Source organism: Streptomyces sp. NPDC085460 (genome assembly GCF_044541975.1).
Lineage (GTDB): Bacteria > Actinomycetota > Actinomycetes > Streptomycetales > Streptomycetaceae > Streptomyces.
On record NZ_JBITTO010000017.1, the window covers coordinates 24,095 to 50,692 of the forward strand.

A 26,598-nucleotide genomic window follows, 5' to 3' on the forward strand; every position below is an offset into this window, starting at 1 on the left:
GGGTCAGGAGGGGGCGAGTGGGTCAGGAGGGGTCGAACTCCTGCATCTCCTCACGGACGCGCTCCTGCACCTCCGGGGTGACCAGCTGGAGCAGGTCCGACTGGGGCTCCGGGAGCTGCTGGAAGCCGTACGCCTCCGCCACCATCTGATCCAGCTCGAACGGAGTCGGGAAGCGCTCGTACTCCTGCACGAACCCGTACGTCACCTTGTAGGCGATCTCCCGGAACTCCTCCATCTGCGGGTCGGGCGGCTGGAGCGGGTCGGGCTGCTGAAGCACCCCGTACAGCTCCGGACGCCCCTGCTCGGGCTCCGGAGTCCCGTCCGCCCCAGGGACGTCCTCCGAGACGCCGTCGGGCGCGCTCTCCTGGACTCGCTCGGGAATCCGCTCCCGCGCCTGCTCCTGTGCCAGTTCCTGCGCCTGCTCCCCGACCTGCTCGCCCGCCTGCGCCGTGTACGAGCCCCCGTAACCCTCAGGGGTGACCTGCGGGGTGTCGAACCACGGACTCTCGTGGTTGGGATGCGGCGGTTCCTCGACTGCCTGCGCGGCCTGCGCGGTCTGGAGGGCGTGCGGCTGGGGCTGGGGCTGGGGCTGGGGCTGCCCGGCCTGCGCCGGCGGCTGCTGTCCCGCCGCGGGCTGCGCTGCCGGGAGCCCCTGAAGGACCTGCGCCGGCGCCTGGACCATGGTCAGCGGCTGGGGCTGCGGCTGCGGCTGCCCGGCCTGCGCCGGGATCTGCGCCTGCGCCGGGTGAGGCGGGATCAGCACCGGTTCCACGCCCGCCGCCGCCAGCCCCGCCGGAGCCGTCTCCGCGAGCGGAACGCCGTACCGGGCCAGACGCAGCGGCATCAGCGCCTCCACCGGTGCCTTGCGCCGCCAGCCACGGCCGAAACGGGCCTGGAGCCGCGCCTGGTAGATCAGCCGCTCCTGCTCCAGCTTGATCACCTGGTCGTACGAGCGCAGCTCCCACAGCTTCATCCGCCGCCACAGCCGGAACGTCGGCACCGGCGACAGCAGCCAGCGGGTCAGCCGCACACCCTCCATGTGCTTGTCCGCGGTGATGTCCGCGATCCGGCCCACCGCGTGCCGCGCCGCCTCGACCGCCACCACGAACAGCACCGGGATGACCGCGTGCATGCCCACGCCCAGCGGGTCGGGCCACGCCGCCGCGCCGTTGAACGCGATCGTCGCCGCCGTCAGGATCCACGCCGTCTGCCGCAGCAGCGGGAACGGGATCCGAAGCCACGTCAGCAGCAGGTCCAGGGCGAGCAGCACACAGATGCCCGCGTCGATGCCGATCGGGAAGAAGTACGAGAACGTACCGAAGCCCTTGTGCACGGCAAGCTCGCGCACGGCCGCGTACGAACCAGCGAAACCGATCCCCGCGATGATCACCGCGCCGCCGATGACGAGCCCGATGAGTATGCGGTGTGTGCGTGTCAGCTCCATCGCGGCCACCCGCGATCCCCTCCCGTGTTTCGACGTTCGCGGGCCCCAGAGTGGCACACCTGAACGAAGCCCGACCCCCTGGGGAGGGACGGGCTCCGCTCGGACACGCCTGTCTGTGTTGATTTGTGCCACTACCCGCGCAGCCGACGGGGGTTGCCGGCCCCGTGCGACGGGTACGACTACTTGTTGGCCGCCGCCACCGCGGCGACCGCTTCCTTCGCCGCCTTCGTCGCACCCTCGACGATCTTCTTCGTGTCCGGCGTCGGCGCGCCCGCGTACCCGGCGCCGTTGTACGACAGCAGCACCAGCACGTTGCCCGTCCGGGCGACGACCGAGGCGTACACGAAGTCCTCGTCGGTCTTCTTCACGGTGTACGTCACCGTCTTCGCCTCGTCACCGATGCCCTTCGCCGCCACGGTGCTCAGCTTCTTCGCACCCGTGGTGGCCTGGATCTTGCCGAGCTCCTTGGTGAAGTTCTCCTGCGCGCGGGCCTGGCCGCTGCCCAGCGACACCTCGGAGTCGTACCGGTAGAACGACACGTCCAGCCACCGGTACTGCGACCCCTTGACGCCCTTGTCCTCCAGGCCGTTCCAGGAGCAGCCGCCGCGCTGCGACAGGTCGGTGGACGCCGCCGCCGTCCCCTTCGCGCTCTTGGCCTTCGGCACCAGCGAGGCCGTCGTCTTCGCCACGAGCGCCTTGCACGCCGACGGCAGCTTCGAGAACTTCGCCGGCTCGACCGTCGGCGTCGGCGAGGGGGTCGCCGACGCGGTCGCCGACGCCTTCCCCTGCCCCGCACCGGCGTCACCGGCCCCGTTACCGCCGCCGCTTCCCGAGTCCGAGGAGCAGCCGGCGACGACGAGCATCACCGGGACGGCTGCGGCGGCGAGAATGCGGGTGAGTCGCGGAGCTGATCGCTGCATGGTTCCTTCAGTCGCTTGTCGTACGGCGGCCTGGCGGCCCTGGGTACGGCGACACGTTACGTGGTCCCCCGGCGCCCGGGGGGTCGAGCCGCCCGCCCGGACGGCCCGCTACTCCTCCAGCCGCTCGGCCAGCAGCCGCGCCAGATTCTGCGCCCTGTCCTGCAGTTCCTTGCTGTCCGGGGCGGCCGCCGCCCCGGTCGTACGCTGCCGGTACTCGACCGTCACGATCACGTTCGATGTGCGGAACACCACGCTCACGACCCGCTGCTGACCGTTCCCGCCGGGCTTCCCCAGCGCGTCGTCGACGAACGCGATGTCCCCGAGCCCGCCCAGCGTCCGCGGTTCGAGACCGGTGGCCGCGGGCGCGGAGGGGGTGTTCGTGGGAGCGGTGGCGGGCGCCCCGGTCGGCGACGCCGTACCCGTACCCGTACCCGTGGCCGCGTCCGTGGGGGGTGTGGTGGGTGCGGTGGGTGTGGCGGGTTCGGTGGGTGTCGCGGGAGGGGTTGAGGAGGACGGAGAGGCGGCGGTGGAGGACGGGGCGACGGCCGTCGAGGTGGTGGTGGCCGTGGGCGTCTCCGGTACGACGATCCCGGCCGCGAGCTGCTTGCGGGCGTAGACCTCCTGCGCCCGGGTGGCGTCACTGACCGTCGGGTCGTACGAGACCACCCGCTCCACGTCGAGCACCAGCCGGTGCGCGCCGTTCTCCGCGTCCGCGTTCCAGGCGCAGCCGACGCGCCGGTCGGTGTCGTACGTGACGGCGGGCGTGCCGCGGAGGGCCTTGGCGCGATCGGCGTCGGTCATCGTGGCGGTGCCGGGCAGCAGCTCGCGCAGGATGGCGTGCGTGACGGCGCCGCAGGGCTCGAAGAGGGTGCGGTAGCGGCCGGGCGGTGCGACGGCCGCGGCGGCGGCGCCCGCCTTCGCGTCGAGGGTGACGTCCTCGGTGGGGTCGGCGGCGGAGCAGCCGGTCAGTGCGCCGAGCGTGACGGCGATCCCGGCGCCGAGACCGAGGAGGGTGCCGGGAGCGCGGCCGGGTGAGTACCTCTTTCGCTGCACCGTCCCAGGCTCCCTTCTCCCGAAGTCATTCCCGAAAACCCTTTGCCGCCCCCTGAAGGCGGATGGACACAATGTCTATCGCACACGCAGCCGTCGATGCCGGTCCGCCGTCACCTGTACGGGCTTTGGCTCCGGTTTTTGCGTTATCAGGCTTTTCGGGGGAATCGAGGAAGTATGTCGTATGTAGAGGTACCGGGTGCGCAGGTGCCCATCCGGATGTGGGCCGATCCTTCCATGGTGGAGGGCGGCGCGATGCAGCAGCTGCGGAACGTGGCGACGCTGCCGTGGATCAAGGGCCTCGCGGTCATGCCGGACGTGCACTACGGCAAGGGCGCGACGGTCGGCTCGGTCATCGCCATGCGGGACGCGGTGTGTCCGGCGGCGGTGGGCGTGGACATCGGCTGCGGGATGTCGGCCGTGAAGACCTCCCTGACGGCCGACGACCTCCCGGGCGACCTCTCGCGCCTCCGCTCGAAGATCGAGCAGGCCATCCCGGTCGGCCGCGGCATGCACCGCGAGGAGGTCGACCCGAAGCGGCTCTACCAGTTCCCGACGGCCGGCTGGGACGACTTCTGGTCGCGCTTCGACGGGGTGGCGGACGCGGTGAAGTTCCGCAGGGAGCGGGCGGCGCTGCAGATGGGAACGCTCGGAGCCGGCAATCACTTTGTGGAGTTCTGCATCGATACATCCGGTTCGGTGTGGCTCATGCTGCACTCGGGCTCCCGGAACATCGGCAAGGAACTGGCCGAGCACCACATCGGCGTGGCGCAGAAGCTGCCGCACAACCAGGGGCTTGTCGACCGCGACCTGGCGGTGTTCGTGGCGGAGACGCCGCAGATGGCCGCCTACCGGCACGACCTCTTCTGGGCGCAGGAGTACGCGAAGTACAACCGCGCGATCATGATGGCGCTCTTCCAGGAGGTCGTCCGCAGGGAGTTCCGGAAGGCGAAGGTCACCTTCGATCCGGTGATCTCCTGCCACCACAACTACGTGGCGGAGGAGCGGTACGACGGGATGGACCTGCTCGTGACCCGTAAGGGCGCGATCCGGGCGGGCTCGGGGGAGTTCGGCATCATCCCCGGCTCGATGGGCACCGGCTCGTACATCGTCAAGGGCCTCGGGAACGCGGCCTCGTTCAACTCCGCCTCGCACGGCGCGGGCCGGAAGATGAGCCGCAGCGCGGCCAAGCGGCGCTTCTCGACGCGGGACCTGGAGGAGCAGACGCGGGGTGTGGAGTGCCGTAAGGACTCCGGCGTCGTGGACGAGATCCCGGGCGCGTACAAGCCGATCGAGAAGGTCATCGAGCAGCAGACCGACCTCGTCGAGGTCGTCGCCAAGCTCAAGCAGGTCATCTGCGTGAAGGGCTGAAGCGCTGAAGCGGTGAAGCGCTGAAGGGGTGTGGGCTGAACGGCTGTGGGCTGGCTGCTGTGGGCTGAAGGGTCGGGGTCATTTCGGGGCCCCGACCCTTTCCCGCACCCGTTCGCGTCTACGGCTCGCGGTGGAGCTTGGTGTTGGACGCCTGGGCTCGGGGGCGGACGACCAGGAGGTCGATGTTGACGTGCGGGGGGCGGGTGCAGGCCCAGGTGATGGTGTCGGCGACGTCGTCGGCGGTGAGGGGTTCGGCGACGCCGGCGTAGACCTTGGCGGCGCGGTCGGTGTCGCCGCGGAAGCGGGTGGTGGCGAATTCCTCGGTCTTGACCAGGCCGGGGGCGATCTCGATGACGCGGACCGGGGTGCCGACGATCTCCAGGCGGAGGGTTTCGGCGAGGACACGGGCGCCGTTCTTGGCGGCCACGTAGCCGGCGCCGCCCTCGTAGGTGCTGTGGCCCGCGGTGGAGGAGAGGACGACGACGGTGCCGTCGCCGCTCGCGGTGAGCGCGGGCAGGAGGGCCTGGGTCATGTGGAGGGTGCCGAGGACGTTGACGTCGTACATGCGGCGCCAGTCCTCGGGGTCGCCGGTGGCGACGGGGTCGAGGCCGAGGGCGCCGCCGGCGTTGTTGACGAGGACGGCGAGGGTGCGGAAGGCGGTGGCGAACTCGTCGACGGCCGCGCGGTCGGTGACGTCGAGGGCGTAGGCGGTGGCCTGGTGGCCGGCGTCGGTGATCTCGGCGGCGAGGGCTTCGATGCGGTCCTTGCGCCGGGCGGTGAGGACCACGCGGTAGCCGGCGGCGGCCAGCTGCCGGGCCGTGGCGGCGCCGATGCCGCTGCTCGCTCCGGTGATGACGGCGATGGGGGCGGACATGGCGGAGGCTCCTCGCACAGGTGGTCGGGTGGTGTGGTGGCCAGGATAGGTGGCGGCAGCGGACACGCGGGCTGACCTATTGTCAGAGAAGGCGATGATCTGTGGTTATTTTTGGCTTATGCGTGCGATCTCTCAGGGTGTGCTCGGGGCCGTGCTCGCGGCGCTGATGGTGCTGGGTGCCGGGACGGCCGCCGGAGCGGCCGACGGTCCGGCCGGCGGTCGGGGTGGCGGTCCGGGTGGCGGTAGGGCCGGGGCCGGGGCGGTCGGGGCCGGGGCTGCCGGGGTCGAAGTGGTCGGGGTCGAGGTGGTCGGGGGTGAGGCGGATCTCGCCCATCACGGCCATGTGTCCCTGTGGGACGGGCGGGTCGGGGTGTGGCTCGTGACGGAGAACCACGGGCCCTCCGGAGTCGCGGACGCCACCGTGCGGCTGGCCTTCTCCGTGCCCATGGCGGGTGGCCAGGTGCTGCCGCCGGGCTGTCTGTGGAGCAGTGACCGGGTGGTGTCCTGCCGGACGGGCGCGCTGTCGGTCGGGGGCGGGGCCGGTGAGCTGGCGCTGGATCTGCGGGCGGCGGGGCTGCCGCAGGAGCTGACGGTGGATGTGAGCACGGCGTGGCGGGCCGGCGGGGCGGACCGGAATCCGGCCAACGACCGGCATCGGGTGCTGGTGCTCGCGACCGGGGACCCGTACGTCTTCTGATTCCGGGCGACTTCTGTTTCCGGTGGTGGTGGGGTGGTCACCGGCTGCTCCAGAGCACGTAGCCGTCGGGGCGGACGAGGGTCGTGGTGCGGCGGGCGGGGTCGGTCCAGGTGGCCCGGACGACGCGGGTAGCGGTGGTCGGGGCGAGGCGCGGCAGGGTCGGGGTGGCGCCTTCGGGGGCGATGAGGACGAACTCGCCCGCGCGGAGCAGCGTGTGCAGGCGGCCCTCGCGGAGCGGTACGTCGGGGGCGCGGCGGCCTGAGCTGCGGCCGGCGCCGGGGGTGGGGGCGTAGGTGATGCCGAGGCCGCTGATCATGCCGAGGGCCTTGGCGGAGGCGGGGCGGAGGGTGTTGAGGGTGGCGGCGGCGAGGGCGCGCAGGGCGCGGGTGGCGGGGGTGTGGGCCATGGCGAGGCGGACGAGGGCGCCGCTGGTGCGCAGGACCATGGCGCCGACGGGGTGGCGCTCGGCCTGGTAGCTGTCGAGCAGGGCTTCGGGATCGGGGGAGTCGCCGCGGTGGACGGCGATGAGCTTCCAGGAGAGGTTGGCGGCGTCCTGGAGGCCGGTGTTCATGCCCTGGCCGCCGGCGGGGGAGTGGACGTGGGCGGCGTCGCCGGCGAGGAAGACGCGGCCGACGCGGTAGGCGGGAACTTGACGTTCGTCGCTGTGGAAGCGAGAGATCCAGCGGGCGTCGTGCATGCCGTGGTCGGTGCCGAGGGCGCGGCGGGCGAGGGCGCGGACCTCGTCGAGGTCGACGGGTTCGCTGTCGGGGACCTGGCGGGTGCGGTCCCAGCCCATGACGCGGTACCAGCCGTCGCCGAAGGGGGCGATGAAGGCGAAGGTGTCGCCGGAGCCGTTGACGGTGAGGGATTCGGCGGGTTCGTCGGCGAGGCGGACGTCGGCGAGGACGATCGAGCGGATGACGCTGGTCCCGGGGAAGGGGAGGCCGAGGGCGGTGCGGACGGTGCTGCGGTGGCCGTCGGTGCCGACGAGGTGGCGAGCGCGGAGGGTGAGGGGAGTGCCGTCGGGGCCGGTGAGTTCGGCGGTGACGCTGTGGGCGTCCTGGTGGAGGGCGTGCAGGGTGGTGTCGTGGCGGAAGGTGACGCCGGAGTCGGCGGCGCGCTGTTCCAGGAGGCGCTCGACTTCGTACTGGGGGGTGATGAGGAGGTGGTCGAAGCGGGAGGGGAGGCGGCGGAGGTCGAGGGAGAGGTGGCCGAAGAGCCGCATGCGGGTGAGGGGCGTGCCGGTGGCTTCCAGGGCGTCGGCGAGGCCGCGGGCGTCGAGGAGTTCGAGGGTGCGGGCGTGGACGCCGAAGGCGCGGGTGAGGTTGGAGCGGCCGGCGGGGCGGCGCTCGACGAGGGTGACGCGGAGGCCGGCGGCGGCGAGGTCGCCGGCGAGGAGGAGTCCGGTGGGTCCGGCGCCGATGACGATGACGTCGGTGTCGGTGGTGGTGCCGTCGGTGGTGCGGTGGTCGGTGGTGCGCATGGCTGCCCTCCGATGGTCAACGCTTGTTGGCCTACGCTTGTTGGCAACGGTAGAGCCTCTCGTCGTGGCGTGTCAACACCCGTTGGCCTACAGTTGTGGGTATGACGACCGCACGCCGCTCCGACGCCACCCGGGCCGCGATCCTGGAGGCCGCCCGCGAGCGCTTCGCCGCCGACGGGTACGAGCGCGCCACGATCCGGGCCATCGCCCGCGACGCCGGGATCGACCCCTCGATGGTCATGCGCTACTACGGCAACAAGGAGGGGCTGTTCGCCGCCGCCTCCGAGATCGACCTGGCCCTGCCCGCCCTCGGCGCGCTGCCGTCCAGGCACATCGGCGCCGTGCTCGTGAACCACTTCCTCGACCGCTGGGAGCGCGACGACGTGCTCACCGGGCTGCTCAGGGTCGGTGTCACCAACGACGCGGGCGCCGCCCGCATGCAGGCGATCTTCGGGGCGCAGCTCGGCCCCGTCGCCCTCGGCGTCTGCCCGAAGCCCGAGGAGGCCCCCGCCAGGGCCGCGCTCGTCGCCTCGCAGATCCTCGGCATGGCGCTCGCCCGTTACGTGCTCCGGCTGCCGCCGGCCGCGGCGATGAGCCGGGACGAGCTGGTCGCCTGGCTGGCGCCGACCGTCCAGCGGTACCTCACCGCCGAGAGCCCCTGAGGCGGGGGCCGGGCCTCAGGGTGCGGCGGCGCCGAACTCGCGTACCGCCTCGTCGACGATCGCCTCCAGGCGGGCGTGGTGGGCGCCCCGCCAGTAGACCCGGTCGCATTCCTCGCATCGCGCGAACACGTCGTACGTCTTCTCGGTGCCCTGCTCCAGGCGCTCGCGCACCTCGTCCTTGCCGGTGTCCGTCAGGAGGCCGTTGCAGGCCGTGCAGCGGGTCCAGGGTGCCAGTCGCGGTTGGAAGCGTTCCAGGACGTCGCGGAGCTGGTCGTCGGGCCGGTCGCTGTACACGTACGCGCCCGCCCACAGCTCGCGGCGGCGCAGCAGCCCCCGGTCGCGGGAGAGCATGACCCGCCGCTCCCGGGCGGAGAGCGCGGCGAGCGCCGGGTCGCCGATGTCCTCGTTCTCGTACGCCGCGTCCACGCCGAGCAGCCGCAGCCGCCGGGCCAGGGTGCCCAGGTGCACGTCGAGCAGGAACCGGAGGGGCGCGCCGGGCACCGGCTGCGGGCGGGTGACGTCCTCGACCTCGACGCTCTCGCCGGCCGACGGCACGTGCGCGTGCTCCACGGGACGGCCGTCGACCAGGAGCCGGCCCGCCTCGGTGAGCGGTACGCCGAGGGACTCGACGACGTGGCCCAGCGAGGAGACGCCGTCGGTGGTCACGGCCGTGCGCCCCGTACGCCGCTCGGCGGCGACGAAGACGGCCAGGCCGGGGGCGAAGCTGATCTGGATCTCCGGTCCGTTCACGGGGACAGGATCGCACCGGTCCCCGACGGCGGGCCAGGCAATTCCCGGCTGGGCGCGGTGGTGACCGCCGGAGACGTCCGGGCGTGGCTGGGCTACCGTCCCCGCATGAAGATCATCGACCTCGAACCCGGCGACCCCCGGCTGGAGAGCGACCTCCTGCCGGTCCTCGTCGAACTGCGACCGCACCTCACCCCCGCCGTCTTCCGGGACGTGTACGCGCGCGGCCACGCGCAGGGCCTGCGATTCTCCGCCGCCTACGGGGACGACGGCCGGTGCGTCGGCGCGGCCGGCTGGCGGCTCGTCTTCAACACCAGCTCGCTCAGCAAGCTGTACGTCGACGATCTGGTGACGGCCTCCGCCGTCCGCTCGACGGGCGTCGGCCACGCGCTCATCGCGCACCTGGAAGGCCACGCCCGCGCGGCCGGCTGCCACGAGCTGAACCTCGACTCGGGCACTCACCGCACCGGCGCCCACCGCTTCTACCTGCGTGAGCGCTTCGACATCGCCGCCTTCCACTTCGTGCGGCCGCTCACCGATCCCCGGTAGCGCCCAGGTCGAGCCGCCAGTCGTTGCAGCGCATCGGGTTGCCCGGCGGGTACTCGAAGTCCTGCTCCCCGAGCAGGTCGAACCCCGCCTTGCGACACACCGCGTTCGAAGCGGCGTTCTCGACCGAGGGGAAGGCGTGCAGGTGGCGGTGGAGGCCCGCGGCCCGGGCCTGCTCCGCCACCGCGCGCGTGGCCAGGGTCGCGACGCCGCGGCCCTGGAAGCCCGGCAGGACCGCCCAGCCCGTCTCGTACACCGGCTCGCCGTTCCAGGTGGTGGCCCAGAAGCCGATGCTGCCCGCGACGAGTCCGTCGGGCAGCAGCACGACCCGGTACATCCGGCCCTTGCCCGAGGTGTCGGCGCTCAGGTCCACATACCGCCGGTGGCGCCGGTCCAGCTGTTCCTCGGTCTCCGGCCCGCCCAGGTGTCCCATCAGTTCCGGCGCGTTCAGCGCGCGCAGCAGTCCGGCGTCGTCCTCGGACCAGGCTTCGAGACGCACGGACGGGGCGGTCGTCGCCGCGGTCTTCTCGGGCTGCTCGTTCATGCCCGCACCGTATGTCACGGCACCGACATCCCCCGGGCGTACGCGGTCGGCGAGAGGCCGACGGTGGCGGTGAAGTCCCGGACGAGATGGGCCTGGTCGCTGTAGCCGAGTTCGACGGCGAGGCCCGCCCAGTCCGGCGCAGCACCGTCCTCGGCCCGCTCCAGGGCTTCGTGGAGGCGGTAGCGCAGGATCACCCACTTCGGGCCGACGCCGACGTGGGAGGCGAAGAGCCGCTGGAGGGAGCGGGGCGAGAGGCCGGAGAGCCGGGCGAGCCGGCCCACGCGCAGGACCGTGCGGTCGGCGCGGACCAGGTCCACGAGCGCCATCGCCGTGTCGGCGGCCGGGTCCGGGGCAGGACCGTGGGCGAGGAGGAAGGCGTCGAGGGCCGCCACGCGCGCGTGGTCGTCGTCGGGGGAGAGGACGGCGGAGAGCACGGTCCCGTCCGCGGCGCCGTCGCCCGCCGGGTCCCTCGTGTCAGGGAACGGCTCGTGCAGCGGGACCCGGCGGCCCGTCCACTCCGAGACCGGCCACGCCGGGGCGAAGGGGCGGAAGCCGCCGGGCCGGAACTGCACGCCGCAGACCCGGCCCTCTCCTTCGAGTCGCTTGGTGAACAGACCCAGCCCGATCCCCGAGACCTCGGCCGCCGGGCGGGCGGCCGAGGGCCCGCCGCCGAGGGGGCCGTATCGCTGGAAGACGACGTTCACCGACGGGTGCGGGACGACATGCGTGGTGTACGGCTCCGGCAGCGCCCAGTCGATCAGCCAGTAGTGCTCCAGGTACGGGCGCAGCTCCGGCGCCGGGAGGTGCCGGCGGAAGCGGACCCGGGAGAGCAGCTCGGACGGGGCGACGATGCCCCGGGTGTCCCGGCGCGGGGCGGGCTCGGACATGGTTTCGATCCTAGGGGTGCGACGCCGGTCGGGCCGGTCGGCGGGTCAGGTCGTTCGGCGCCCGGACGCGGCGCCGGCTCGGCGGGTCGGGGCGGTCGGCGGGCCAGGTCGGTCGGCGGGGCGACCTTTGGCCTGGGCAGGCCCTAGGGGCCGGGATCCGGGGCGGGTCGGGGTTCGTGGCGCGTTTTTCAAGCCTGGGCCGGGGAGTTCTCATAGCGTCGAGGCCATGACGTACGACGACAAGCACCCTGGCCCCGACGGTACGACCGCTCGCACCGACGAGTCGCACCTTGCCTTCGAGAAGAGTGATGTCTCCCTCGGCGTTCTGCTCCGCGCCGCCTCCGACCGGGCCGTCCCCCTGGTCGCGGGCACGGACGACGCCTCGCTCGGCGCGCCCACGCCCTGCGCCGAGTACGACGTCCGTGCCCTGCTGAACCACCTGTTCTCGGTGGTCGTGAACTTCCAGGCGCTCGCGGCCAAGGAGGGGGCCGACTTCTCCGAGACTCCGGACCGGGTCGCGGAGCCGGGGTGGAGGGAGAGCTTCGCGGCGGAGACCGGGAAGCTGGTGGAGGCGTGGGCGGCGCCGGGGGCCGAGGAGGGGACCTCGGGGGCGATGGGGCTGCCGGCCAGGACGGTCGGGTCGATGGTGCTGCTCGACCTCACCGTGCACGCGTGGGACCTGGCGAGGGCGACTGGGCGGGAGTTCGAGCCCGACCCGGAGGTGGTGGCCGGGCTGGTGGACGAGGTGGAGGGGATGGCGCCGATGGCCCGGAAGATGAATGTGTTCGGCGACGCCGTCGAGCTCCCGCCCGGCGCGAGCACCTTCGAGAGGCTGCTCGCGACGACCGGCCGCGACCCCCGGGGCGGACCGACCCGCTGATGCCCCCCGAGCGGGCGGGAGCGTGGCCCGGCCCTGCGGCGCAGCGGGGCCCGGCCCACAAAGCAGCGGGACCCGCCAGGAAAGCAGCGGCGCCCGGGCCGGCGAAGCAGCGGGACCGGCCGAGAAGACAGAGGGCCTGCCGGGCAGCGGGACCCGCCGGTGGGGCGGTGGGCGGCGGGTGGCCGTCAGCGCAGGCGGCCGGTGGAGGTCAGGGAGAGGCGGGAGACGACCTGGCCGAAGGCGAGCTCCTCCGCCGGGGTCAGGGGCACGGACTCCTGCGGGTGCCAGACGCGGTCCAGCGGCGTCAGCGAGCGGTTCCGGCGGGCGCGGGCGCGCAGGCCCGCCGCCAGCCACACGCCCGTCGCGACCGCGAGCACGGCGAAGAGGGTGAGGACACGGGGGTCGGAGAACTGGCCGGGCACGGACATGACGTTCACTCCAGGGCGAAAGGGCCGGCGGCGCGGCGCACGCACCGGCAGGCGGCGTGCGGGCACGGCGGCGGCGCAGACGATTCCTACTGCTTCCTCCCGACCCGTTCAGTTAACACCACCCTGGGGGACTTTCGGCAGGGGGGTCCGGGACCAAAGTCCCGGACGGCTGGGGTGGGCGGTGAGGTCGGGCAGGCCCTCTTGTGCCGGACGGGGAACCGTCCGAAGGTGGCGGCGGAGGCATATGTCCGGCCGGGGAGGGAGCAGCCACATGTCCGGAGCGGGTGCGCACGGTTGGGGTTTCACGGACGACAGAGGGGTGGAGCTGGGGGCGCCGGAGAGGCCGGCGCGGGTGGTGGCCTACGTGCGGGCCGGGGCCGCCCTGCTCGACATGGGGGTGACGCCGGTCGCGGTGTACGGCTCCGGGCACGACGGTGCGGAGGCGGACCCGGCGAAGGACTGCGGGCTGGCGGCGGCCGGGGTGCCGTACCTCGGCCCGGGGCGGGCGCTGGACGAGGAGCGGCTGCGGGAGCTGCGCCCGGACCTGGTGGTGGACGTCACGTACGACGGGAAGAGCCCGTACGCCCTGGACGAGGAGCTCGCCGTCGGGATCGGGGTGCCGCTGGCGGCGCTCTCCGTCGGCAATGATCTGAGCCTGCCGGCGATCATCAGCCGCTTCGGGGAGCTGGGGGCGGCGCTCGGCGCCCGGGATGCCGGGCCGGGGGGCGCGGGACTGGCGGAGGCGGAGGCGGCGGTGCGGGCGGCCGCCGTGGCGGCGGGGGCCGGGTTCGGGGTGCTGGCGCTCTCCGGGGGCGGCGCCGAACAGGTGTACCTGGCGCGCCCGGGGGCGTGGCCCGAGCTGGCGCGGCTCGCCGGGCTGGGCGTCCGGCTGATCGACCCCGGGCCGGGGCCGGGCGCGAACTGGCTGACGACCGGGTGGGAGCGGGCCCTCGATCTCGCCCCCGCGCTGGTCCTCTACGACAGCAGGGCCCACGCGACCCGGCCCGAAGGCCCGGAGCGGCTGCCGGCGGGTGCGCGCCTCGTGCCGTGGAACCCCGAGATCCCGCCCAGCCCCGCCGCGTACGCCCGCTTCTTCCACGCCCTGGCCGAAGCCCTCACCGCCGCCTAGCCGGCCCTGCCGTCGCGGGTCCGCCTCCGCCGAGTCCCCGCCCCGCCGAGCCTGCCCGCCGACCCCGTAGCCGACCCGCCCGCCGAGAGCCCCTAGCCGCGCGCCCAGCCTCCGGACCCGTAACCATTCGCTGGTCGGGGCGGCCGGTCGCCGGGTTCGGGGGGTGGGTGGGTCAGGTGGTGAGGCGGGTGCGGAGGGAGGTGGCGAATTCCTCGGCTCGGGCGAGTTGGGCGCGGAGGTCGGCGACGCGGGCGGCGGCGGCCTCCTCGTAGCGGCGGACGCGGGCGGCGAGGGCGTCGCGTTCGGCCGGTTCGAGTTCGCCGTCCGTGCCGGGGAGGTCGGCGGCGAGGCGGTCGACCGAGGTGAGGAGTTCGCGGGTCTCGTCCAGCCCGAAGCCCAGCGGCTGCATGCGGCGGATCACCATCAGCCGGGCCACGTCCGCCTCCGTGTAGAGCGGGAAGCCGCCCTCGGAGGCGGCCGACGGGACGACGAGGCCGCAGTCCTCGTACTGCCGGATCGTGCGCAGGGGGAGTTCCGTGCGGGCGGCGACCTCGGCGATCTGCATGGGTTCGCCGGTCGCGGTGCGGGCTCCGGGCATGCGGTCGGCGGACGCCCGTGCTCCAGCCGCTCCGGTCATTCGGGTCGTTCCGGTCACGACAGGGTCCTCCTCGTGCGGCGCCTCTCTGAACCAACCTCCATGCATTAGATCCGATTCGTCCTAATTTCAGGCGCTATGACGGTCGGAAACGCGGAGAGAGCCAGCCGTCAGGGCCAGACCAGGCAGTACGGCTGGTGGCCGGCCTCGTGGAGGCGGACGGAGAAGTCCTGCCATTCGTGGAGCAGCTGGTAGACGTCGAAGGCGTCGCGCGGGCCGCCGCGGTCGGGGACGGTGGACCAGATGAAGGCGGCGGCGCCGACGGACTCCTCGCCGATCGCGCGCAGCGGGTCGACCACGGTCGTGGGGAGCTTCACCACGGCGTAGTCGGGGTGCAGGACGACCAGTTCCAGCGGGGGGACCTTGTGCAGCGGCAGGCCCTGGATGCCGGTGAGGACCATCGCCGCTATCGTCTCGGGCTTGATCTTGGAGAACATGCCGCCCATGCCCAGCTCGTCGCCGCCGAGCTCCTCCGGGCGCATCGAGATCGGGACGCGGGACGCGGTGGCGCCGTCGGGCGCGCCGAAGTACTTGTACGTCACGGCCAAGCTGCGGCCTCCGAGGGGCGGATCAGCCGCCGGCTGCTCGGGGGACGCGCGATTGTCCGGCGCGGACGGGTCCTCGGCCCGTCGCCGCCGGTGCCTCCCCCGCCGGACAGGCTCCGGACCCAGGTCGTCCGTCCCCTCGCCCGGCCCGCCACCGCGATGCATATCTCCACCCGACTGCTGTTTCTCGGCAACACGACCCCGCCGCGCAACCCGATCATCGTGTCAGTGACCTCCCCCGCGTTCCTGCGGTGAAACACCTGTCCGCAAGAATCGCCGCGGCCTCTGACACCATGGAACGCGTGAGCCAACCCCATGAGGTCCCTGCCGCCACAGTTTCGCAGACGCGGAGGCAGGCCGCCCCGGCGTGATGCACAGGGTGCCCACACCGTCCCTCCGTACCAGACGTCGTACTCGCAGGTCAGGATCACTGTGTCGTATTCATACGAAGCCCCAGTCTCACAGACGCTTTTCGACCGCGCGTCCCTTGTCACGCCCGGCGGCGTGAACTCACCGGTGCGAGCCTTCCGGGCCGTGGGCGGTACGCCCCGGTTCATGGTGTCCGGCACCGGTCCGTACCTCACGGATGCGGACGGTCGCGAGTACGTCGACCTCGTCTGCTCCTGGGGGCCGATGATTCTCGGCCACGCCCACCCCGAGGTGACCGCCGCCGTGCAGGCCGCGGTGGCCCGCGGCACCTCCTTCGGCACGCCCGGTGAGGGCGAGGTGGCGCTCGCCGAGGAGATCGTGGCCCGGGTCGAGCCGGTCGAGCAGGTCCGGCTCGTCTCCTCCGGCACCGAGGCGACGATGTCGGCGATCCGGCTCGCGCGCGGGTTCACCGGGCGCGCGAAGGTCGTCAAGTTCGCCGGCTGCTACCACGGACACGTGGACGCGCTGCTGGCCGCCGCCGGCTCCGGCGTCGCCACCTTCGGCCTGCCCGACACGCCCGGCGTGACCGGCGCGCAGGCAGGCGACACGATCGTGCTGCCGTACAACGACCTGGAGGCCGTGCGGGCCGCGTTCGCCGCCCACCCGGGCGAGATCGCCTGCGTGATCACCGAGGCGTCGCCCGGCAACATGGGCGTCGTCCCGCCGCTGCCCGGGTTCAACCAGGGCCTCGCGGACCTGTGCCGGGAGAACGGCGCGCTGTACATCTCCGACGAGGTCATGACCGGCTTCCGTACCAGCCGGGCCGGCTGGTACGGCGTGGACGGGGTCAAGCCCGACCTGCTGACCTTCGGCAAGGTCATGGGCGGCGGCTTCCCGGCGGCGGCCTTCGGCGGGCGCGCGGACGTCATGGGCCACCTCGCCCCGGCCGGCCCGGTCTACCAGGCCGGCACCCTCTCCGGTAACCCGATCGCCACCGCCGCCGGGCTCGCGCAGCTGCGGCTGCTCGACGACGCCGCGTACGACAAGGTGAACGCGGTCTCGAAGGAGATCCAGGGCCTGGTCACCGCCGCGCTCGGCAAGGAGGGCGTGGCCCACCGGCTGCAGACCGCGTCCAACATGTTCTCGGTGTTCTTCACCGCCGACGAGGTGCGGAACTACGACGACGCGAAGAAGCAGGAGTCCTTCCGCTTCAACGCCTTCTTCCACTCGATGCTGGCCGACGGGGTGTACCTGCCGCCGTCCGCCTTCGAGTCGTGGTTCGTCTCGGCCGCGCACGACGAGCGGGCGATCGAGCGGATCGCCGCCGCGCTGCCCGCCGCCGCGCGTGCCGCCGCGGAGGCCACCGCATGAGCGGGAACACGGGCGGGAACGGGATGAGCGACCAGGACATCACCGTCGTCCACCTGCTGCGCCACGGCGAGGTGCACAACCCGGACGGCGTGCTGTACGGGCGCCAGGCCGGGTACCACCTCTCCGAGCTGGGCCGGAAGATGGCGGACCGGGTAGCGGAGTCGCTGGCCGAGCGGGACGTCACGTACGTCGTCGCCTCCCCGCTGGAGCGGGCGCAGGAGACGGCCACGCCGATCGCCAAGTCGCACGGCCTGGACCTGGCCACCGACGCGCGGCTGATCGAGGCGGCGAACGTCTTCGAGGGCAAGACCTTCGGTGTCGGTGACGGGGCGCTGCGCCGGCCGGCGAACTGGCGGCACCTCACCAACCCGTTCCAGCCGTCCTGGGGCGAGCCGTACATCGAGCAGGTCGTGCGGATGATGGGCGCGCTGGACGCGGCGAAGGACGCGGCGCGCGGTCACGAGGCGGTCCTCGTCAGCCACCAGCTGCCGATCTGGATCGTGCGGTCGTTCGTCGAGCGGCGCCGGCTGTGGCACGACCCGCGGCGCCGGCAGTGCACGCTGGCCTCGCTCACCTCGTTCACGTACAAGGGCGACAAGATCGTCTCGGTCGGGTACAGCGAGCCGGCCATCGACCTCGTGCCGGTGCACCTGCGGGCCGGGGCCAAGCCGGTGAAGGGCAAGCAGAAGGCGTTCGGGGCGTAGAACCGAGCCCCCCGGGCCCCGCGGCGTGGCGCTGAGCCCCCCCGGGGCGTGACCCCCCCTGGGGCGCTGAGCCCCCCCGGGGCGTGACCCCCCTGGACAGGGGTGGGCCTGACGGGACATGGTCAGGGCGGTCGGAGAGTGGTTTCTCTCCGACCGCCCTGAAATTTTTGTGCTATTTGTCGGAACCTCCGTGTTCCTCCCTGCATCTCACTCATTGTCGGTTTGGATGATATTTCGTGCGTCACAGGTGATTGGGGATGCCATGCGCGGGTTCAGTCGGAGGAGTCTTCTCGGGGCGGGAGTCGGGGCCGCGGCGGCCCTCGGAGTCGCCGGGTGCAGCGACAAGAGCCAGGGCGGCACGGGCAGTTCCGGCCCGGACAAGGGGGGCGCGCCCTCGACCGGCGGCGAACCCACCACCCCCGCCCCGACCAAGGACGACGTCCGTCCGATCGGCGACGGTTCCACCGCGGACACCGGCAAGCAGCCGCACCAGCCGGACACCCCGGTCCCGCTCGAACCCGGCCAGACCCCGCCGCAGTTCGTGGTCTTCTCCTGGGACGGCGCCGGCGAGGTCGGCAACGGCCTCTTCCCCCGCTTCCTCGAACTGGCCCGCAACCACGACGCGGCCATGACCTTCTTCCTCTCCGGCATCTACCTGCTGCCCGAGTCGAAGAAGAACCTCTACCGCCCGCCGAACAACCGCGTCGGCGCCTCCGACATCGGCTACCTCACCGACGGGCACATCAAGGACACCCTCAAGTACGTCCGGCAGGCGTGGCTCGACGGGCACGAGATCGGCACCCACTTCAACGGGCACTTCTGCGGCGGCTCCGGCTCCGTCGGCAACTGGACCCCGGCGCAGTGGCAGAGCGAGATCGACCAGGCGGTGAAGTTCGTCACGGAGTGGAAGACGAACAGCGGCTGGACCGACCTCGACCCGCTGCCCTTCGACTACTCCAAGGAGCTCGTCGGCGGCCGCACCCCCTGCCTCCTCGGCCAGGACAACCTGCTGCCCACCGCCAAGCGCCTCGGCTGGCGTTACGACGCCAGCTCGCCCGGCGGCCGGCAGACCTGGCCCGTCAAGCGCAAGGGGATCTGGGACTTCCCGCTCCAGGCCGTGCCCTTCCCCGGGCACTCCTTCGAAGTCCTCTCCATGGACTACAACATGCTCGCCAACCAGTCGAAGAACTCGACCAAGGGCATGCCCTCCCGCTATCCCGGCTGGCGCAAGCAGGCCACCGACGCGCTGATCGGCGGCTTCACGCGCGCGTACGAGTCGAACCGGGCGCCCTTCTTCGTCGGCAACCACTTCGAGCAGTGGAACGGCGGCATCTACATGGACGCCGTGGAGGACGCGCTCAAGGCGATGGCCGGGAAGAAGGACGTCCGGCTCGTGTCGTTCCGGCAGTTCACCGACTGGATGGACGTCCAGGACCCCCGTATCCTCGACCGTCTCCGCGGCCTCGACGTCGGCCAGAAGCCGGCCGGCGGCTGGCGCACCTACCTCAAGGCCGCCTAGGGCGTCGCAGCCGGTACGTCTCAGATCCGCTTAGGCGATCTTGACAAGGGGCGTTCCGGGCACGTAGGGGGGTGCCCAAGATCCCCCAAACGCCCATGCGAAACTTTTCACATGAGCCTTAGCCGTGGCCTCCGCCGTGCCCCCCGACGCGCCGTCGCCGCCGTCGGTGTGCTGTCCGCCGCCCTCGCGCTCTCCGCCTGCGGCGGCGACAGCAACGGCGTCGAGAGCGGCAACAGCACCAACTTCGTCACCAGCAAGGGCGGGATCTCCACCGCCCCCAAGGGCGAGCGCGCCTCGATCAACCAGATCGCGGGCGAGACGCTGGAGGGCGAGAAGCTCGACGTCGCCGACCTCAAGGGCAAGGTCGTCGTCCTCAACGTGTGGGGCTCCTGGTGCGGCCCCTGCCGCGCCGAGGCCCCCCACTTCACCAAGGTGGCCAACGAGCTCAAGGGCGAGGACGTCGCCTTCGTCGGCCTCAACACCCGCGACGCCAACAAGCAGCAGGCGCTCGCCTTCGAGGCCGACTACAAGGTCCCGTACCCGAGCCTCTACGACCACGACGGCAAGCTGATCCTCTTCGGATTCCCCAAGGGCACCCTCAGCCCCCAGGGCATCCCCTCCACCGTCGTCCTCGACAAGGAGGGCAAGATCGCCGCCCGCGCGGTCATGGCCATCGACGACACCAAGCTGCGGTCGATGATCGACCCGCTGCTCAAGGAGAAGTGAGGGCCGGTGAACGAGACCGTCACCAGCGGAGCCCTCCTGCTCGCCGTCCCCGTCGCCCTCCTGGCCGGGCTTGTCTCCTTCTTCTCGCCGTGCGTGCTCCCGCTCGTCCCCGGCTACCTCAGCTACGTCACCGGCGTCTCCGGCACCGACCTCGCCGACCAGCGCCGCGGCCGGATGACCGCGGGGGCGCTGCTCTTCGTCGCCGGCTTCACCGCCGTCTTCGTCTCCGGCGGCGCCCTCTTCGGCTTCTTCGGCTCCACGCTCCAGGAGTACAGCTCCACGCTGAGCACGGTCCTCGGCGTCTTCATGATCCTCATGGGGCTCTTCTTCGCCGGCCTCATGCCGTGGTTCACGCAGCGCGAGTTCCGCTTTCACCGGAAGCCCGTCGCCGGCCTCGTCGGCGCGCCCGTCCTCGGCGCGCTCTTCGGCATCGGCTGGACGCCCTGCATCGGCCCGACGCTCGCCTCGGTCAACGCGCTCGCCCTCGACCAGGCCAGCGCCGGACGCGGGGCGCTGCTCGCCCTCGCGTACTGCCTCGGCCTCGGCGTCCCGTTCGTCCTCGCCGCCGTCGCCTTCCGCAAGGCCCTCGGCGCGTTCGGCTGGGTGAAGAAGCACTATGTGTGGGTCATGCGGATCGGCGGCGCCATGATGATCGTCACCGGCGTCCTGCTCCTCACAGGCGTCTGGGACAGCATGGTCTCCACGATGCAGGGCTGGTCCAGCGGTTTCACGGTGGGAATCTGATGAGCAAGACCGACACGACGGACACGACCGACCCGACCGACGCGAACCGCGCCGCGGGCGGGGACGAGGCCGCGGGCGCGGACCTCTCCACCGCGCCCCAGGAGGAGACCGGCGCCGAGACGATCGGCGGCCCCACCCTCGGGATCGTCGGCTGGATCCGCTGGTTCTGGCGCCAGCTCACCTCCATGAGGGTGGCGCTGATCCTGCTCTTCCTGCTCTCCGTCGGCGCCGTCCCCGGCTCCCTGATCCCGCAGTCCGGCGTGGACGACATGAAGGTCGCCGACTTCAAGGCGGCGCACGAGACCCTCACGCCGATCTACGAGAAGCTCCAGCTCTTCGACGTCTACGGCTCGGTGTGGTTCTCCGCGATCTACATCCTGCTCTTCGTCTCCCTCATCGGCTGCATCGTCCCCCGCACCTGGCAGTTCGTCGGCCAGCTCCGCGGCCTGCCGCCGGCCGCCCCCAAGCGGCTCACCCGCCTCCCCGCGTACACGACCTGGCGCACCGACGCCGGCCCCGAGGAGGTCCACGAGGCCGCGCTCGCCGTCCTCAAGGGCCGCCGCTTCCGCGCCCGCGCCACGGGCGACGCCGTCGCCGCCGAGAAGGGCTACCTCCGCGAGGCCGGCAACCTGGTCTTCCACATCGCGCTCATCGTGATGCTGGTCGCCTTCGCCTGGGGCCAGCTCTTCAAGTCCGAGGGCGGCAAGCTGATCGTCGAGGGCGACGGCTTCTCCAACACGCTCACCCAGTACGACGACTTCCGGGCCGGCTCCCAGTTCGGCATCGACGAGCTGGAACCGTTCAACTTCACCCTGGACAGCTTCACCGGCACGTACGAGACGAGCGGCCCGCAGCTGGGCACCCCCCGCACCTTCGAGGCGGCCGTCACGTACACGCGGGACGACGGCGCCGGCGAGAAGGCGGTCATCAAGGTCAACGAGCCGCTGAAGATCGGCGACTCCAAGATCTACCTGATCGCCCACGGGTACGCGCCCGTCGTCACCGTCAAGGACGGCAAGGGCAAGGTCGTCTTCAAGGGCGCCGTCCCGCTGCTGCCCATCGACAACAACATCACCTCCACCGGCGCCATCAAGGTGATGGACGGCTACCGCGACAAGAACGGCGACAAGAAGCAGCTCGGCTTCAAGGCGTTCTTCGTGCCCACCTTCGCGGGCGACGGCAAGGGCACCATGTTCTCCCAGTTCCCCGCCCTCGCCGACCCCAGGATGGCGCTCACCGCCTACCACGGCAGCCTGGGCGTGGACTCCGGCCTGCCGCAGAACGTGTACCAGCTCGACACCACCAAGATGGAGCAGTTCGAGGTCGAGGGGGGCACCGGAGTCGCCCAGCGCCTGGCGCCCGGCCAGACCATGACCCTGCCCGACGGCGCCGGCTCGATCACGTTCGAGAAGGACATCAAGGAATGGGCGAGCTTCCAGGTCTCGCAGCAGCCGGGCAACGGCCTCGCCCTCACCGGCGCGCTCGCCGCCATCGCCGGACTCATCGGCTCGCTCTTCATCCAGCGGCGCCGGGTCTGGGTCCGCGCCGTCCGGGGTGAGGACGGCGTGACCGTCGTCGAGATGGCGGGCCTCGGCCGCAGCGAGTCCGCCAAGCTGCCCGAGGAGCTCGCCGATCTCGCGGTCGCGCTCACCGCCACGGCGCCCCCGGCGCCCGAACCCGCCGAAGCAGAAGCATCAGAAGGGGCCGAGAAGTGATCCTCGCCGCCGAGACCAACGAGAGCCTGGCGACGCTCAGCAACGAGCTCGTCTACGCCTCGATGGCCGTGTACACGCTGGCCTTCCTGGCCCACATCGCCGAGTGGGTCTTCGGCAGCCGCAGCAAGGTCGGCCGCACCGCCGCCGCGCTCACGCCGTCCGGGACCAAGGCGACGGTGTCGGTCCAGGTCAAGCAGGCCGGTGGCACCACCGTCCTGGACCGGCCGAAGGTCGTCACCCGCTCCGCCTCCGGCGCCCGCGACGTCCCCGACGGCCCCGGCGCCGCCGGCGGCACCGTCAAGGGCGACCTGTACGGCCGGATCGCCGTCTCGCTCACGGTCCTCGCCTTCGCCCTGGAGGCGGCCGGCGTCGTCACCCGCGCGATCTCCGTGCAGCGCGCCCCCTGGGGCAACATGTACGAGTTCTCCACCACCTTCTCCACGGTGGCGGTCGGCGTGTACCTGGCGTTCCTGCTCGCCAAGAAGAACGTCCGCTGGATCGGCCTGCCGCTGGTGACGACGGTCCTGCTCGACCTGGGCGTCGCCACCACCCTGCTGTACACCGAGAGCGACCAGCTGGTGCCCGCGCTCGACTCGTACTGGCTGTGGATCCACGTCTCCACCGCGATCTTCTGCGGCGCCGTGCTCTACCTGGGCGCGGTCGCCACCCTGCTGTACCTCTTCCGCGACTCGTACGAGAACAAGCTCGCGAACGGCGGTACGCCGGGCGGCTTCGCCCGCTCCGTCCTGGAGCGGCTGCCCGCCGCCGCGACCCTCGACAAGTTCGCGTACCGCGTCAACGCGGCGATCTTCCCGCTGTGGACCTTCACGATCATCGCGGGCGCCATCTGGGCCGGCGACGCCTGGGGCCGCTACTGGGGCTGGGACGCCAAGGAGGTCTGGTCCTTCATCACGTGGGTCGGGTACGCCGCCTACCTGCACGCCCGCGCCACGGCCGGCTGGAAGGGCCGCAAGGCCGCGTACATCGCGCTCATCGCCTTCGGCTGCTTCCTCTTCAACTACTACGGCGTGAACATCTTCGTGAACAGCAAGCACTCCTACGCGGGCGTCTGAGCTGGCACGGCCCCCCTCGGGGGGCCACGCTGGAGGTATGAGCGAGATTCCCCGGGGCAGGAGCGAGCCCACCAAGGGCGACGGCGACACGCACCTGCTGCGGTACGAGGTCGAGCTGGCGCATCCGCAGCCCGTGGTGTGGGCGATGATCGCCTCGCCCGAGGGGCTGCCGTCCTGGCTGTGCGCGGCGGACCCGCTGGAGCCGAGGCTCGGCGGGCGGGTCACGCTCCGCTGGCTCAACGGCGACACCGAGCTCTCGGGACGGGTCACCGCCTGGGACCCGGACCACGTGGCCGAGTACACGGTCGGCGCCCCGCACGGACGGATCCGGTTCCATCTGGAACCGTCCCCCGGCGGGGCGTCGACCGTCCTGCGTTTCACCAACGAGATGCGCGGTGATCAGGCGCTGCTGCTCGACTGCCTGGCCGGCTGGCACGAGCACTTCGAGCGGCTGCGGGACGCGCTGGCCGGCCGGCCGACCGACTGGCGGCAGTGGACCACCGGCCGCTGGAACGAGCTGCGCGAGCTGTACGCCCGCGACGCGGCGCCCTGGCCGAAGTGGGTGCCCTAGGGTCTCTCGTCCGCCCTGGCCGACGTGGGTGCCCTAGGGTCTCTCGTCCGCCCTGGCCGAATCGGGTGTCCCAGGGCCTGCCCGACGCCGCTTCCCCGACCCGCCCTACGGGACCTCCTTGACCACCGACAGCGGCTCCGCGATGTCCTCCAGGGAGCGGCGCTCCGCGTTCACCGCGAGGAAAGCCGCCACCAGGCCCGCCGCGCACATGAGGCCGGCGCCGATCTGGAAGGCGAGGACCGTGTCGCCGACGACGCCCGACTCGGTCAGCTCGGCGAAGATCAGCGGGCCGCTGATGCCGCCCGCCGCCGTGCCCAGCGCGTAGAAGAACGCGATGGCCATCGCGCGGGTCTCCATGGGGAAGATCTCGGAGACGGTCAGATAGGCGCTGGACGCCCCCGCCGACGCGAAGAACAGCACCACGCACCAGCAGGCCGTCAGCGTCGCCGCCGACAGCGAGCCCCGGTCGAAGAGCCACGCCGTCCCGAAGAGCAGCAGGCCCGAGAGCAGGTACGTGCCCGAGATCATGATCCGGCGGCCGACCGTGTCGAAGAGCCGGCCGAGCAGCAGCGGCCCCAGGAAGTTGCCCGCCGCGATCACCGCGAAGTAGTAGCCGGTGCTGCCGGTCGGCACGTCGAAGAAGGTGATCAGGATGGAGCCGAAGCCGAAGGTGATCGCGTTGTAGAGGAACGCCTGGCCGATGAAGAGCGCCAGGCCGAGGACGGCGCGGCGCGGATAGCGGCCGAAGACGGTCTTCGCGATCGTGCCGAAGCCGATGCTCTTGCGCTGGTGGATGGTGATCTCGCCGGCCGGCGGAGGCAGCTTCTCGCCCTTCTCCGCCTCGATCTCCCGCTCGACCGAGGAGACCAGCCGCTCGGCCTCCTCGCCGTGGCCGTGGATGAACTGCCAGCGTGGACTCTCCGGGACGTGCCGGCGCACCAGCAGGATGACCAGGCCGAGGACGACGCCGAGGGCGAAGCTGAGCCGCCAGCCGAGGTTCTGCGGGAAGATGTCGGTGTCCAGCATGACGACGGACAGCAGCGCGCCGCCGACGGCGCCCAGCCAGTAGCTGCCGTTGATGATGAGGTCGACCCGCCCCCGGTAGAGGGAGGGGATCAGCTCGTCGATCGCGGAGTTGATGGCCGCGTACTCGCCGCCGATGCCGAAGCCGGTGAGGAAGCGGAAGAGGAAGAACCACCAGGACTCGAAGGACAGCGCGGTCATCGCCGTGGCGCCGAGGTAGACGGCCAGGGTGATCATGAAGAGTTTCTTGCGGCCGTAGCGGTCCGTCAGCCAGCCGAAGAACAGCGCGCCCGAACAGGCCCCCGCCACATAGAGGGCGGCGGCCACGCCGGTGACCTGCGCGGCGGTGATGTCGAGGCCGCTGCCCTCCTCGGCCAGCCGGCCGGCGACGTTGCCGACGATGGTGACTTCGAGCCCGTCGAGGATCCAGACGGTGCCCAGGCCGATGACGATCATCCAGTGCCAGCGGGACCAGGGAAGGCGGTCGAGCCGCGCCGGTACGGCGGTGGTGACCGTTCCCGTCCCGGGGCTCGCGGAAGGCGACGGCGCGCTCATGGTTCTCCTCACGTCGGTGGTACGGGTGTCCCCGCGCGTCCGGTCAGCTCCCGGCGCGGGCGCGGCGGGGGATCCAGCGGTCGCGCCGGGTGAGCCGGTCGCGGCGGTCGCGGCGCTCGCGGACCTGCCGGTCCAGCTCCTCCATCAGCCGGCGGCCGCGGTGCTCGGGGTCGAGTTCGTCGAGGATCCGGTCGACCTCGGCGAGCAGCGCCCCGTACAGCTGCCAGGTGCCGGGATCGGCGAGGGCGAGGGCGAGGAGCCGGTCGGCGGCGTCGTCCCGGCAGGCGCGGGCCGCCCGCAGCTCGCCCGCGAGCCGGGTCTCCGCCGCCTCGGCGCCCTCGCTGCCGCGGGCGGTGACGAGGACGGCGAAGCTGACGAGGGCGTCGGCGGTGTACTGGGCGGTCTCGCGGACGGAGAGGGCGGCCCGGTCCGGCAGGAGCGCCTGCCCGTCGCGGTGTTTCGCCAGGTCGGTGAGGGTGCGGGCGAGGACCCGGAGGACGACGGCGCAGATCTCCAGGGTGTCGAGGCCGGTGCGGAGCACCACCCGGTGGAGGAGGCCCTCCTTGACGCGCGGGTTGAGCCGCAGGCTGTCCTCGGCGGTGCGCAGGGCACCGTCGACGTCGGCGACGTCGTTGTCGAGGCGGCGGGCCTCGTGGAGCCGGGCGGCGGCCTGGGCGACGGGCGGCGCGCCGGTGAACTCGTCCGCCACGTCGAGGAGGAGCAGGCGCATCCGCCGGGCGAGGTCCTCGATGGAGTCGCCGGCGGTGTCGACCCAGACGGGCGGGGCGAGGAACAGGTTGAAGAGCATGCCGACGACAGCGCCGATGAGGGTCTCCAGGACCCGGTCCCAGGCGGTGTCGGAGACCTGGGTGACGCCGAGGACGAGCATGGCGCTGATGGCGACCTCGGGGATGAACTCCTCGACCCGGACGACCCGCCCGACGAGCAGCGAGGCCAGGATCACCAGGGCGAGGCTCCACCAGGAGAGGCCGACGACGGCGCTGAACGCGATGGCGATGAGGACGCCGACGACGACGGAGTTCACCCGGCGGAGGCTGGTGGTGAGGGTGGAGTAGAGCGTGACCTGGACGACCAGCAGGGCGGTGAGGGGCGCGGTGAGGGGGACCGGTTCGCTGCTGAGCCGGAGGGCGACGACGTAGCTGAGGGTGGCCGCCGCCGTGGAGCGGAGGGTCTGGACGGCGAAGGGGTCACGGCGCAGGCGTGCGAGCAGGGTGCCGTTCCGGCCCTGCCGTCCGGTGTCGCGTGCCACGTGCCACCTCGTCCCGTCGCCGTCCCTGCCGCCCGCGAGGGGCCGTCAGGACGTCCGCCTGCCCGGACGGCACCCCGCTCATGCGTGGATGCGTCC

Annotated in this window: 28 protein-coding genes; 14 read left to right on the top strand and 14 right to left on the bottom strand. The window is 72.3% G+C overall.

The window, feature by feature from the left end; all coding sequences use genetic code 11:
- Positions 1-22 precede the first annotated feature (22 nt).
- The 3 genes from ACIGHB_RS31610 to ACIGHB_RS31620 form a co-directional block, all read right to left on the bottom strand.
- Positions 23-1,453: a DUF2637 domain-containing protein gene (locus ACIGHB_RS31610; protein WP_399917916.1), complete on the bottom strand. Its 1,431-nt coding sequence runs from the start codon at positions 1,451-1,453 to the stop codon at positions 23-25.
- Between the two features lie 170 nt (positions 1,454-1,623).
- Positions 1,624-2,364 carry a DUF3558 domain-containing protein gene (locus tag ACIGHB_RS31615; protein ID WP_360312982.1) on the bottom strand — a complete coding sequence of 247 codons (741 nt, stop codon included), beginning with the start codon at positions 2,362-2,364 and terminating at the stop codon, positions 1,624-1,626.
- Between the two features lie 108 nt (positions 2,365-2,472).
- Positions 2,473-3,417, bottom strand: a complete 945-nt coding sequence (locus ACIGHB_RS31620; RefSeq protein WP_399917918.1) for a DUF3558 domain-containing protein — start codon at positions 3,415-3,417, stop codon at positions 2,473-2,475.
- 174 nt (positions 3,418-3,591) lie between these two features.
- Here ACIGHB_RS31620 and ACIGHB_RS31625 point away from each other — a divergent pair, with 174 nt between their 5' ends.
- Entirely contained in the window at positions 3,592-4,785 is a 1,194-nt protein-coding gene (locus ACIGHB_RS31625) for an RtcB family protein (protein ID WP_399917920.1), read from the top strand.
- Between the two features lie 118 nt (positions 4,786-4,903).
- Here ACIGHB_RS31625 and ACIGHB_RS31630 read toward each other — a convergent pair whose 3' ends face one another.
- Positions 4,904-5,659 (bottom strand): SDR family NAD(P)-dependent oxidoreductase, encoded by a 756-nt coding sequence (locus ACIGHB_RS31630; RefSeq protein ID WP_360312988.1) that lies wholly within the window; start codon positions 5,657-5,659, stop codon positions 4,904-4,906.
- 82 nt (positions 5,660-5,741) lie between these two features.
- Complete coding sequence (locus ACIGHB_RS31635; protein ID WP_399917922.1) at positions 5,742-6,002, bottom strand: hypothetical protein; 261 nt, start codon at positions 6,000-6,002, stop codon at positions 5,742-5,744.
- 36 nt (positions 6,003-6,038) lie between these two features.
- On the opposite strand from ACIGHB_RS31635, the gene ACIGHB_RS31640 reads away from it, so the two are divergent.
- The gene (locus tag ACIGHB_RS31640) at positions 6,039-6,356 is read left to right on the top strand and encodes a hypothetical protein (protein WP_399917924.1); all 318 of its coding nucleotides are present in this window, start codon (positions 6,039-6,041) and stop codon (positions 6,354-6,356) included.
- A 37-nt stretch (positions 6,357-6,393) separates the two neighbouring features.
- On the opposite strand, the gene ACIGHB_RS31645 is transcribed toward ACIGHB_RS31640, so the two are convergent.
- Complete coding sequence (locus ACIGHB_RS31645; RefSeq protein ID WP_399917926.1) at positions 6,394-7,839, bottom strand: FAD-dependent oxidoreductase; 1,446 nt, start codon at positions 7,837-7,839, stop codon at positions 6,394-6,396.
- A gap of 101 nt (positions 7,840-7,940) precedes the next feature.
- On the opposite strand from ACIGHB_RS31645, the gene ACIGHB_RS31650 reads away from it, so the two are divergent.
- Positions 7,941-8,501 carry a TetR family transcriptional regulator gene (locus tag ACIGHB_RS31650; RefSeq protein ID WP_360312994.1) on the top strand — a complete coding sequence of 187 codons (561 nt, stop codon included), beginning with the start codon at positions 7,941-7,943 and terminating at the stop codon, positions 8,499-8,501.
- 15 nt (positions 8,502-8,516) lie between these two features.
- Here the strand turns inward: ACIGHB_RS31650 and ACIGHB_RS31655 are convergent, their stop codons facing one another.
- On the bottom strand, positions 8,517-9,251 hold the full coding sequence (locus ACIGHB_RS31655) for a Mut7-C RNAse domain-containing protein (RefSeq protein WP_360312996.1): 735 nt from the start codon (positions 9,249-9,251) through the stop codon (positions 8,517-8,519).
- Positions 9,252-9,356: 105 nt separating this feature from the next.
- Between ACIGHB_RS31655 and ACIGHB_RS31660 the strand changes: the two genes are divergently transcribed.
- Positions 9,357-9,797: a GNAT family N-acetyltransferase gene (locus ACIGHB_RS31660; protein WP_399917929.1), complete on the top strand. Its 441-nt coding sequence runs from the start codon at positions 9,357-9,359 to the stop codon at positions 9,795-9,797.
- On the opposite strand, the gene ACIGHB_RS31665 is transcribed toward ACIGHB_RS31660, so the two are convergent.
- Both ACIGHB_RS31665 and ACIGHB_RS31670 read right to left on the bottom strand, forming a co-directional pair.
- A complete protein-coding gene (locus ACIGHB_RS31665) occupies positions 9,781-10,338 on the bottom strand; it encodes a GNAT family N-acetyltransferase (protein WP_360313000.1) in 558 nt (185 codons plus the stop codon). The two genes, ACIGHB_RS31660 and ACIGHB_RS31665, sit on opposite strands and share 17 nt — an antisense overlap.
- A gap of 14 nt (positions 10,339-10,352) precedes the next feature.
- A complete protein-coding gene (locus tag ACIGHB_RS31670; protein WP_399917932.1) occupies positions 10,353-11,225 on the bottom strand; it encodes a DUF6597 domain-containing transcriptional factor in 873 nt (290 codons plus the stop codon).
- A 226-nt stretch (positions 11,226-11,451) separates the two neighbouring features.
- On the opposite strand from ACIGHB_RS31670, the gene ACIGHB_RS31675 reads away from it, so the two are divergent.
- Complete coding sequence (locus ACIGHB_RS31675; RefSeq protein ID WP_399917934.1) at positions 11,452-12,105, top strand: TIGR03086 family metal-binding protein; 654 nt, start codon at positions 11,452-11,454, stop codon at positions 12,103-12,105.
- Between the two features lie 185 nt (positions 12,106-12,290).
- Here the strand turns inward: ACIGHB_RS31675 and ACIGHB_RS31680 are convergent, their stop codons facing one another.
- Complete coding sequence (locus ACIGHB_RS31680) at positions 12,291-12,533, bottom strand: hypothetical protein (RefSeq protein ID WP_360313006.1); 243 nt, start codon at positions 12,531-12,533, stop codon at positions 12,291-12,293.
- 271 nt (positions 12,534-12,804) lie between these two features.
- Here ACIGHB_RS31680 and ACIGHB_RS31685 point away from each other — a divergent pair, with 271 nt between their 5' ends.
- Positions 12,805-13,662: an ABC transporter substrate-binding protein gene (locus tag ACIGHB_RS31685; protein WP_399917936.1), complete on the top strand. Its 858-nt coding sequence runs from the start codon at positions 12,805-12,807 to the stop codon at positions 13,660-13,662.
- A 172-nt stretch (positions 13,663-13,834) separates the two neighbouring features.
- On the opposite strand, the gene ACIGHB_RS31690 is transcribed toward ACIGHB_RS31685, so the two are convergent.
- Positions 13,835-14,260: a MerR family transcriptional regulator gene (locus ACIGHB_RS31690; protein WP_360313095.1), complete on the bottom strand. Its 426-nt coding sequence runs from the start codon at positions 14,258-14,260 to the stop codon at positions 13,835-13,837.
- 167 nt (positions 14,261-14,427) lie between these two features.
- Positions 14,428-15,027 (bottom strand): hypothetical protein, encoded by a 600-nt coding sequence (locus tag ACIGHB_RS31695; protein ID WP_360313010.1) that lies wholly within the window; start codon positions 15,025-15,027, stop codon positions 14,428-14,430.
- Positions 15,028-15,186: 159 nt separating this feature from the next.
- Here ACIGHB_RS31695 and hemL point away from each other — a divergent pair, with 159 nt between their 5' ends.
- The 8 genes from hemL to ACIGHB_RS31735 all read left to right on the top strand — a co-directional run bounded on the left by hemL (position 15,187) and on the right by ACIGHB_RS31735 (position 23,654).
- Entirely contained in the window at positions 15,187-16,602 is a 1,416-nt protein-coding gene (hemL, locus tag ACIGHB_RS31700) for a glutamate-1-semialdehyde 2,1-aminomutase (protein ID WP_360313097.1), read from the top strand.
- Positions 16,599-17,306, top strand: coding sequence for a histidine phosphatase family protein (locus ACIGHB_RS31705; protein WP_399917939.1), 708 nt, complete (start codon positions 16,599-16,601; stop codon positions 17,304-17,306). The genes hemL and ACIGHB_RS31705 overlap by 4 nt, the downstream gene beginning before the upstream one ends.
- Positions 17,307-17,568: 262 nt before the next feature.
- Positions 17,569-18,825: a hypothetical protein gene (locus tag ACIGHB_RS31710; protein WP_360313013.1), complete on the top strand. Its 1,257-nt coding sequence runs from the start codon at positions 17,569-17,571 to the stop codon at positions 18,823-18,825.
- A 111-nt stretch (positions 18,826-18,936) separates the two neighbouring features.
- Entirely contained in the window at positions 18,937-19,551 is a 615-nt protein-coding gene (locus ACIGHB_RS31715) for a TlpA disulfide reductase family protein (RefSeq protein WP_360313015.1), read from the top strand.
- A gap of 6 nt (positions 19,552-19,557) precedes the next feature.
- Positions 19,558-20,295: a cytochrome c biogenesis protein CcdA gene (locus ACIGHB_RS31720; protein WP_360313017.1), complete on the top strand. Its 738-nt coding sequence runs from the start codon at positions 19,558-19,560 to the stop codon at positions 20,293-20,295.
- Positions 20,295-22,010 (top strand): cytochrome c biogenesis protein ResB, encoded by a 1,716-nt coding sequence (locus ACIGHB_RS31725; RefSeq protein ID WP_399917942.1) that lies wholly within the window; start codon positions 20,295-20,297, stop codon positions 22,008-22,010. Before ACIGHB_RS31720 ends, ACIGHB_RS31725 begins: the two co-directional genes overlap by 1 nt.
- The gene (gene ccsB, locus ACIGHB_RS31730) at positions 22,007-23,083 is read left to right on the top strand and encodes a c-type cytochrome biogenesis protein CcsB (protein ID WP_360313021.1); all 1,077 of its coding nucleotides are present in this window, start codon (positions 22,007-22,009) and stop codon (positions 23,081-23,083) included. The genes ACIGHB_RS31725 and ccsB overlap by 4 nt, the downstream gene beginning before the upstream one ends.
- A 37-nt stretch (positions 23,084-23,120) precedes the next feature.
- Positions 23,121-23,654 carry an SRPBCC domain-containing protein gene (locus ACIGHB_RS31735; protein WP_360313023.1) on the top strand — a complete coding sequence of 178 codons (534 nt, stop codon included), beginning with the start codon at positions 23,121-23,123 and terminating at the stop codon, positions 23,652-23,654.
- A gap of 105 nt (positions 23,655-23,759) precedes the next feature.
- On the opposite strand, the gene ACIGHB_RS31740 is transcribed toward ACIGHB_RS31735, so the two are convergent.
- Both ACIGHB_RS31740 and ACIGHB_RS31745 read right to left on the bottom strand, forming a co-directional pair.
- Positions 23,760-25,232 carry an MFS transporter gene (locus tag ACIGHB_RS31740; RefSeq protein WP_399917945.1) on the bottom strand — a complete coding sequence of 491 codons (1,473 nt, stop codon included), beginning with the start codon at positions 25,230-25,232 and terminating at the stop codon, positions 23,760-23,762.
- Positions 25,233-25,275: 43 nt separating this feature from the next.
- Positions 25,276-26,502, bottom strand: a complete 1,227-nt coding sequence (locus tag ACIGHB_RS31745) for an aromatic acid exporter family protein (RefSeq protein WP_360313027.1) — start codon at positions 26,500-26,502, stop codon at positions 25,276-25,278.
- Positions 26,503-26,598 lie beyond the last annotated feature (96 nt).

What these genes read in the sequence shown, in the direction of transcription:
- ACIGHB_RS31680 (WP_360313006.1), bottom strand. Translation starts at nt 12,533, where the DNA reads ATGTCCGTGCCCGGCCAGTTCTCCGACCCCCGTGTCCTCACCCTCTTC.
- ACIGHB_RS31635 (WP_399917922.1), bottom strand. Translation starts at nt 6,002, where the DNA reads ATGGCCGTGATGGGCGAGATCCGCCTCACCCCCGACCACCTCGACCCC.
- ACIGHB_RS31705 (WP_399917939.1), top strand. Translation starts at nt 16,599, where the DNA reads ATGAGCGGGAACACGGGCGGGAACGGGATGAGCGACCAGGACATCACC.
- ACIGHB_RS31725 (WP_399917942.1), top strand. Translation starts at nt 20,295, where the DNA reads ATGAGCAAGACCGACACGACGGACACGACCGACCCGACCGACGCGAAC.
- ACIGHB_RS31625 (WP_399917920.1), top strand. Translation starts at nt 3,592, where the DNA reads ATGTCGTATGTAGAGGTACCGGGTGCGCAGGTGCCCATCCGGATGTGG.
- ACIGHB_RS31685 (WP_399917936.1), top strand. Translation starts at nt 12,805, where the DNA reads ATGTCCGGAGCGGGTGCGCACGGTTGGGGTTTCACGGACGACAGAGGG.
- ACIGHB_RS31660 (WP_399917929.1), top strand. Translation starts at nt 9,357, where the DNA reads ATGAAGATCATCGACCTCGAACCCGGCGACCCCCGGCTGGAGAGCGAC.
- ACIGHB_RS31735 (WP_360313023.1), top strand. Translation starts at nt 23,121, where the DNA reads ATGAGCGAGATTCCCCGGGGCAGGAGCGAGCCCACCAAGGGCGACGGC.
- ACIGHB_RS31630 (WP_360312988.1), bottom strand. Translation starts at nt 5,659, where the DNA reads ATGTCCGCCCCCATCGCCGTCATCACCGGAGCGAGCAGCGGCATCGGC.
- ACIGHB_RS31615 (WP_360312982.1), bottom strand. Translation starts at nt 2,364, where the DNA reads ATGCAGCGATCAGCTCCGCGACTCACCCGCATTCTCGCCGCCGCAGCC.
- ACIGHB_RS31645 (WP_399917926.1), bottom strand. Translation starts at nt 7,839, where the DNA reads ATGCGCACCACCGACCACCGCACCACCGACGGCACCACCACCGACACC.
- ACIGHB_RS31695 (WP_360313010.1), bottom strand. Translation starts at nt 15,027, where the DNA reads ATGCATCGCGGTGGCGGGCCGGGCGAGGGGACGGACGACCTGGGTCCG.
- ACIGHB_RS31665 (WP_360313000.1), bottom strand. Translation starts at nt 10,338, where the DNA reads ATGAACGAGCAGCCCGAGAAGACCGCGGCGACGACCGCCCCGTCCGTG.
- ACIGHB_RS31670 (WP_399917932.1), bottom strand. Translation starts at nt 11,225, where the DNA reads ATGTCCGAGCCCGCCCCGCGCCGGGACACCCGGGGCATCGTCGCCCCG.
- ACIGHB_RS31690 (WP_360313095.1), bottom strand. Translation starts at nt 14,260, where the DNA reads ATGCCCGGAGCCCGCACCGCGACCGGCGAACCCATGCAGATCGCCGAG.
- ACIGHB_RS31715 (WP_360313015.1), top strand. Translation starts at nt 18,937, where the DNA reads ATGAGCCTTAGCCGTGGCCTCCGCCGTGCCCCCCGACGCGCCGTCGCC.
- ACIGHB_RS31740 (WP_399917945.1), bottom strand. Translation starts at nt 25,232, where the DNA reads ATGAGCGCGCCGTCGCCTTCCGCGAGCCCCGGGACGGGAACGGTCACC.
- ACIGHB_RS31710 (WP_360313013.1), top strand. Translation starts at nt 17,569, where the DNA reads ATGCGCGGGTTCAGTCGGAGGAGTCTTCTCGGGGCGGGAGTCGGGGCC.
- ACIGHB_RS31675 (WP_399917934.1), top strand. Translation starts at nt 11,452, where the DNA reads ATGACGTACGACGACAAGCACCCTGGCCCCGACGGTACGACCGCTCGC.
- ACIGHB_RS31650 (WP_360312994.1), top strand. Translation starts at nt 7,941, where the DNA reads ATGACGACCGCACGCCGCTCCGACGCCACCCGGGCCGCGATCCTGGAG.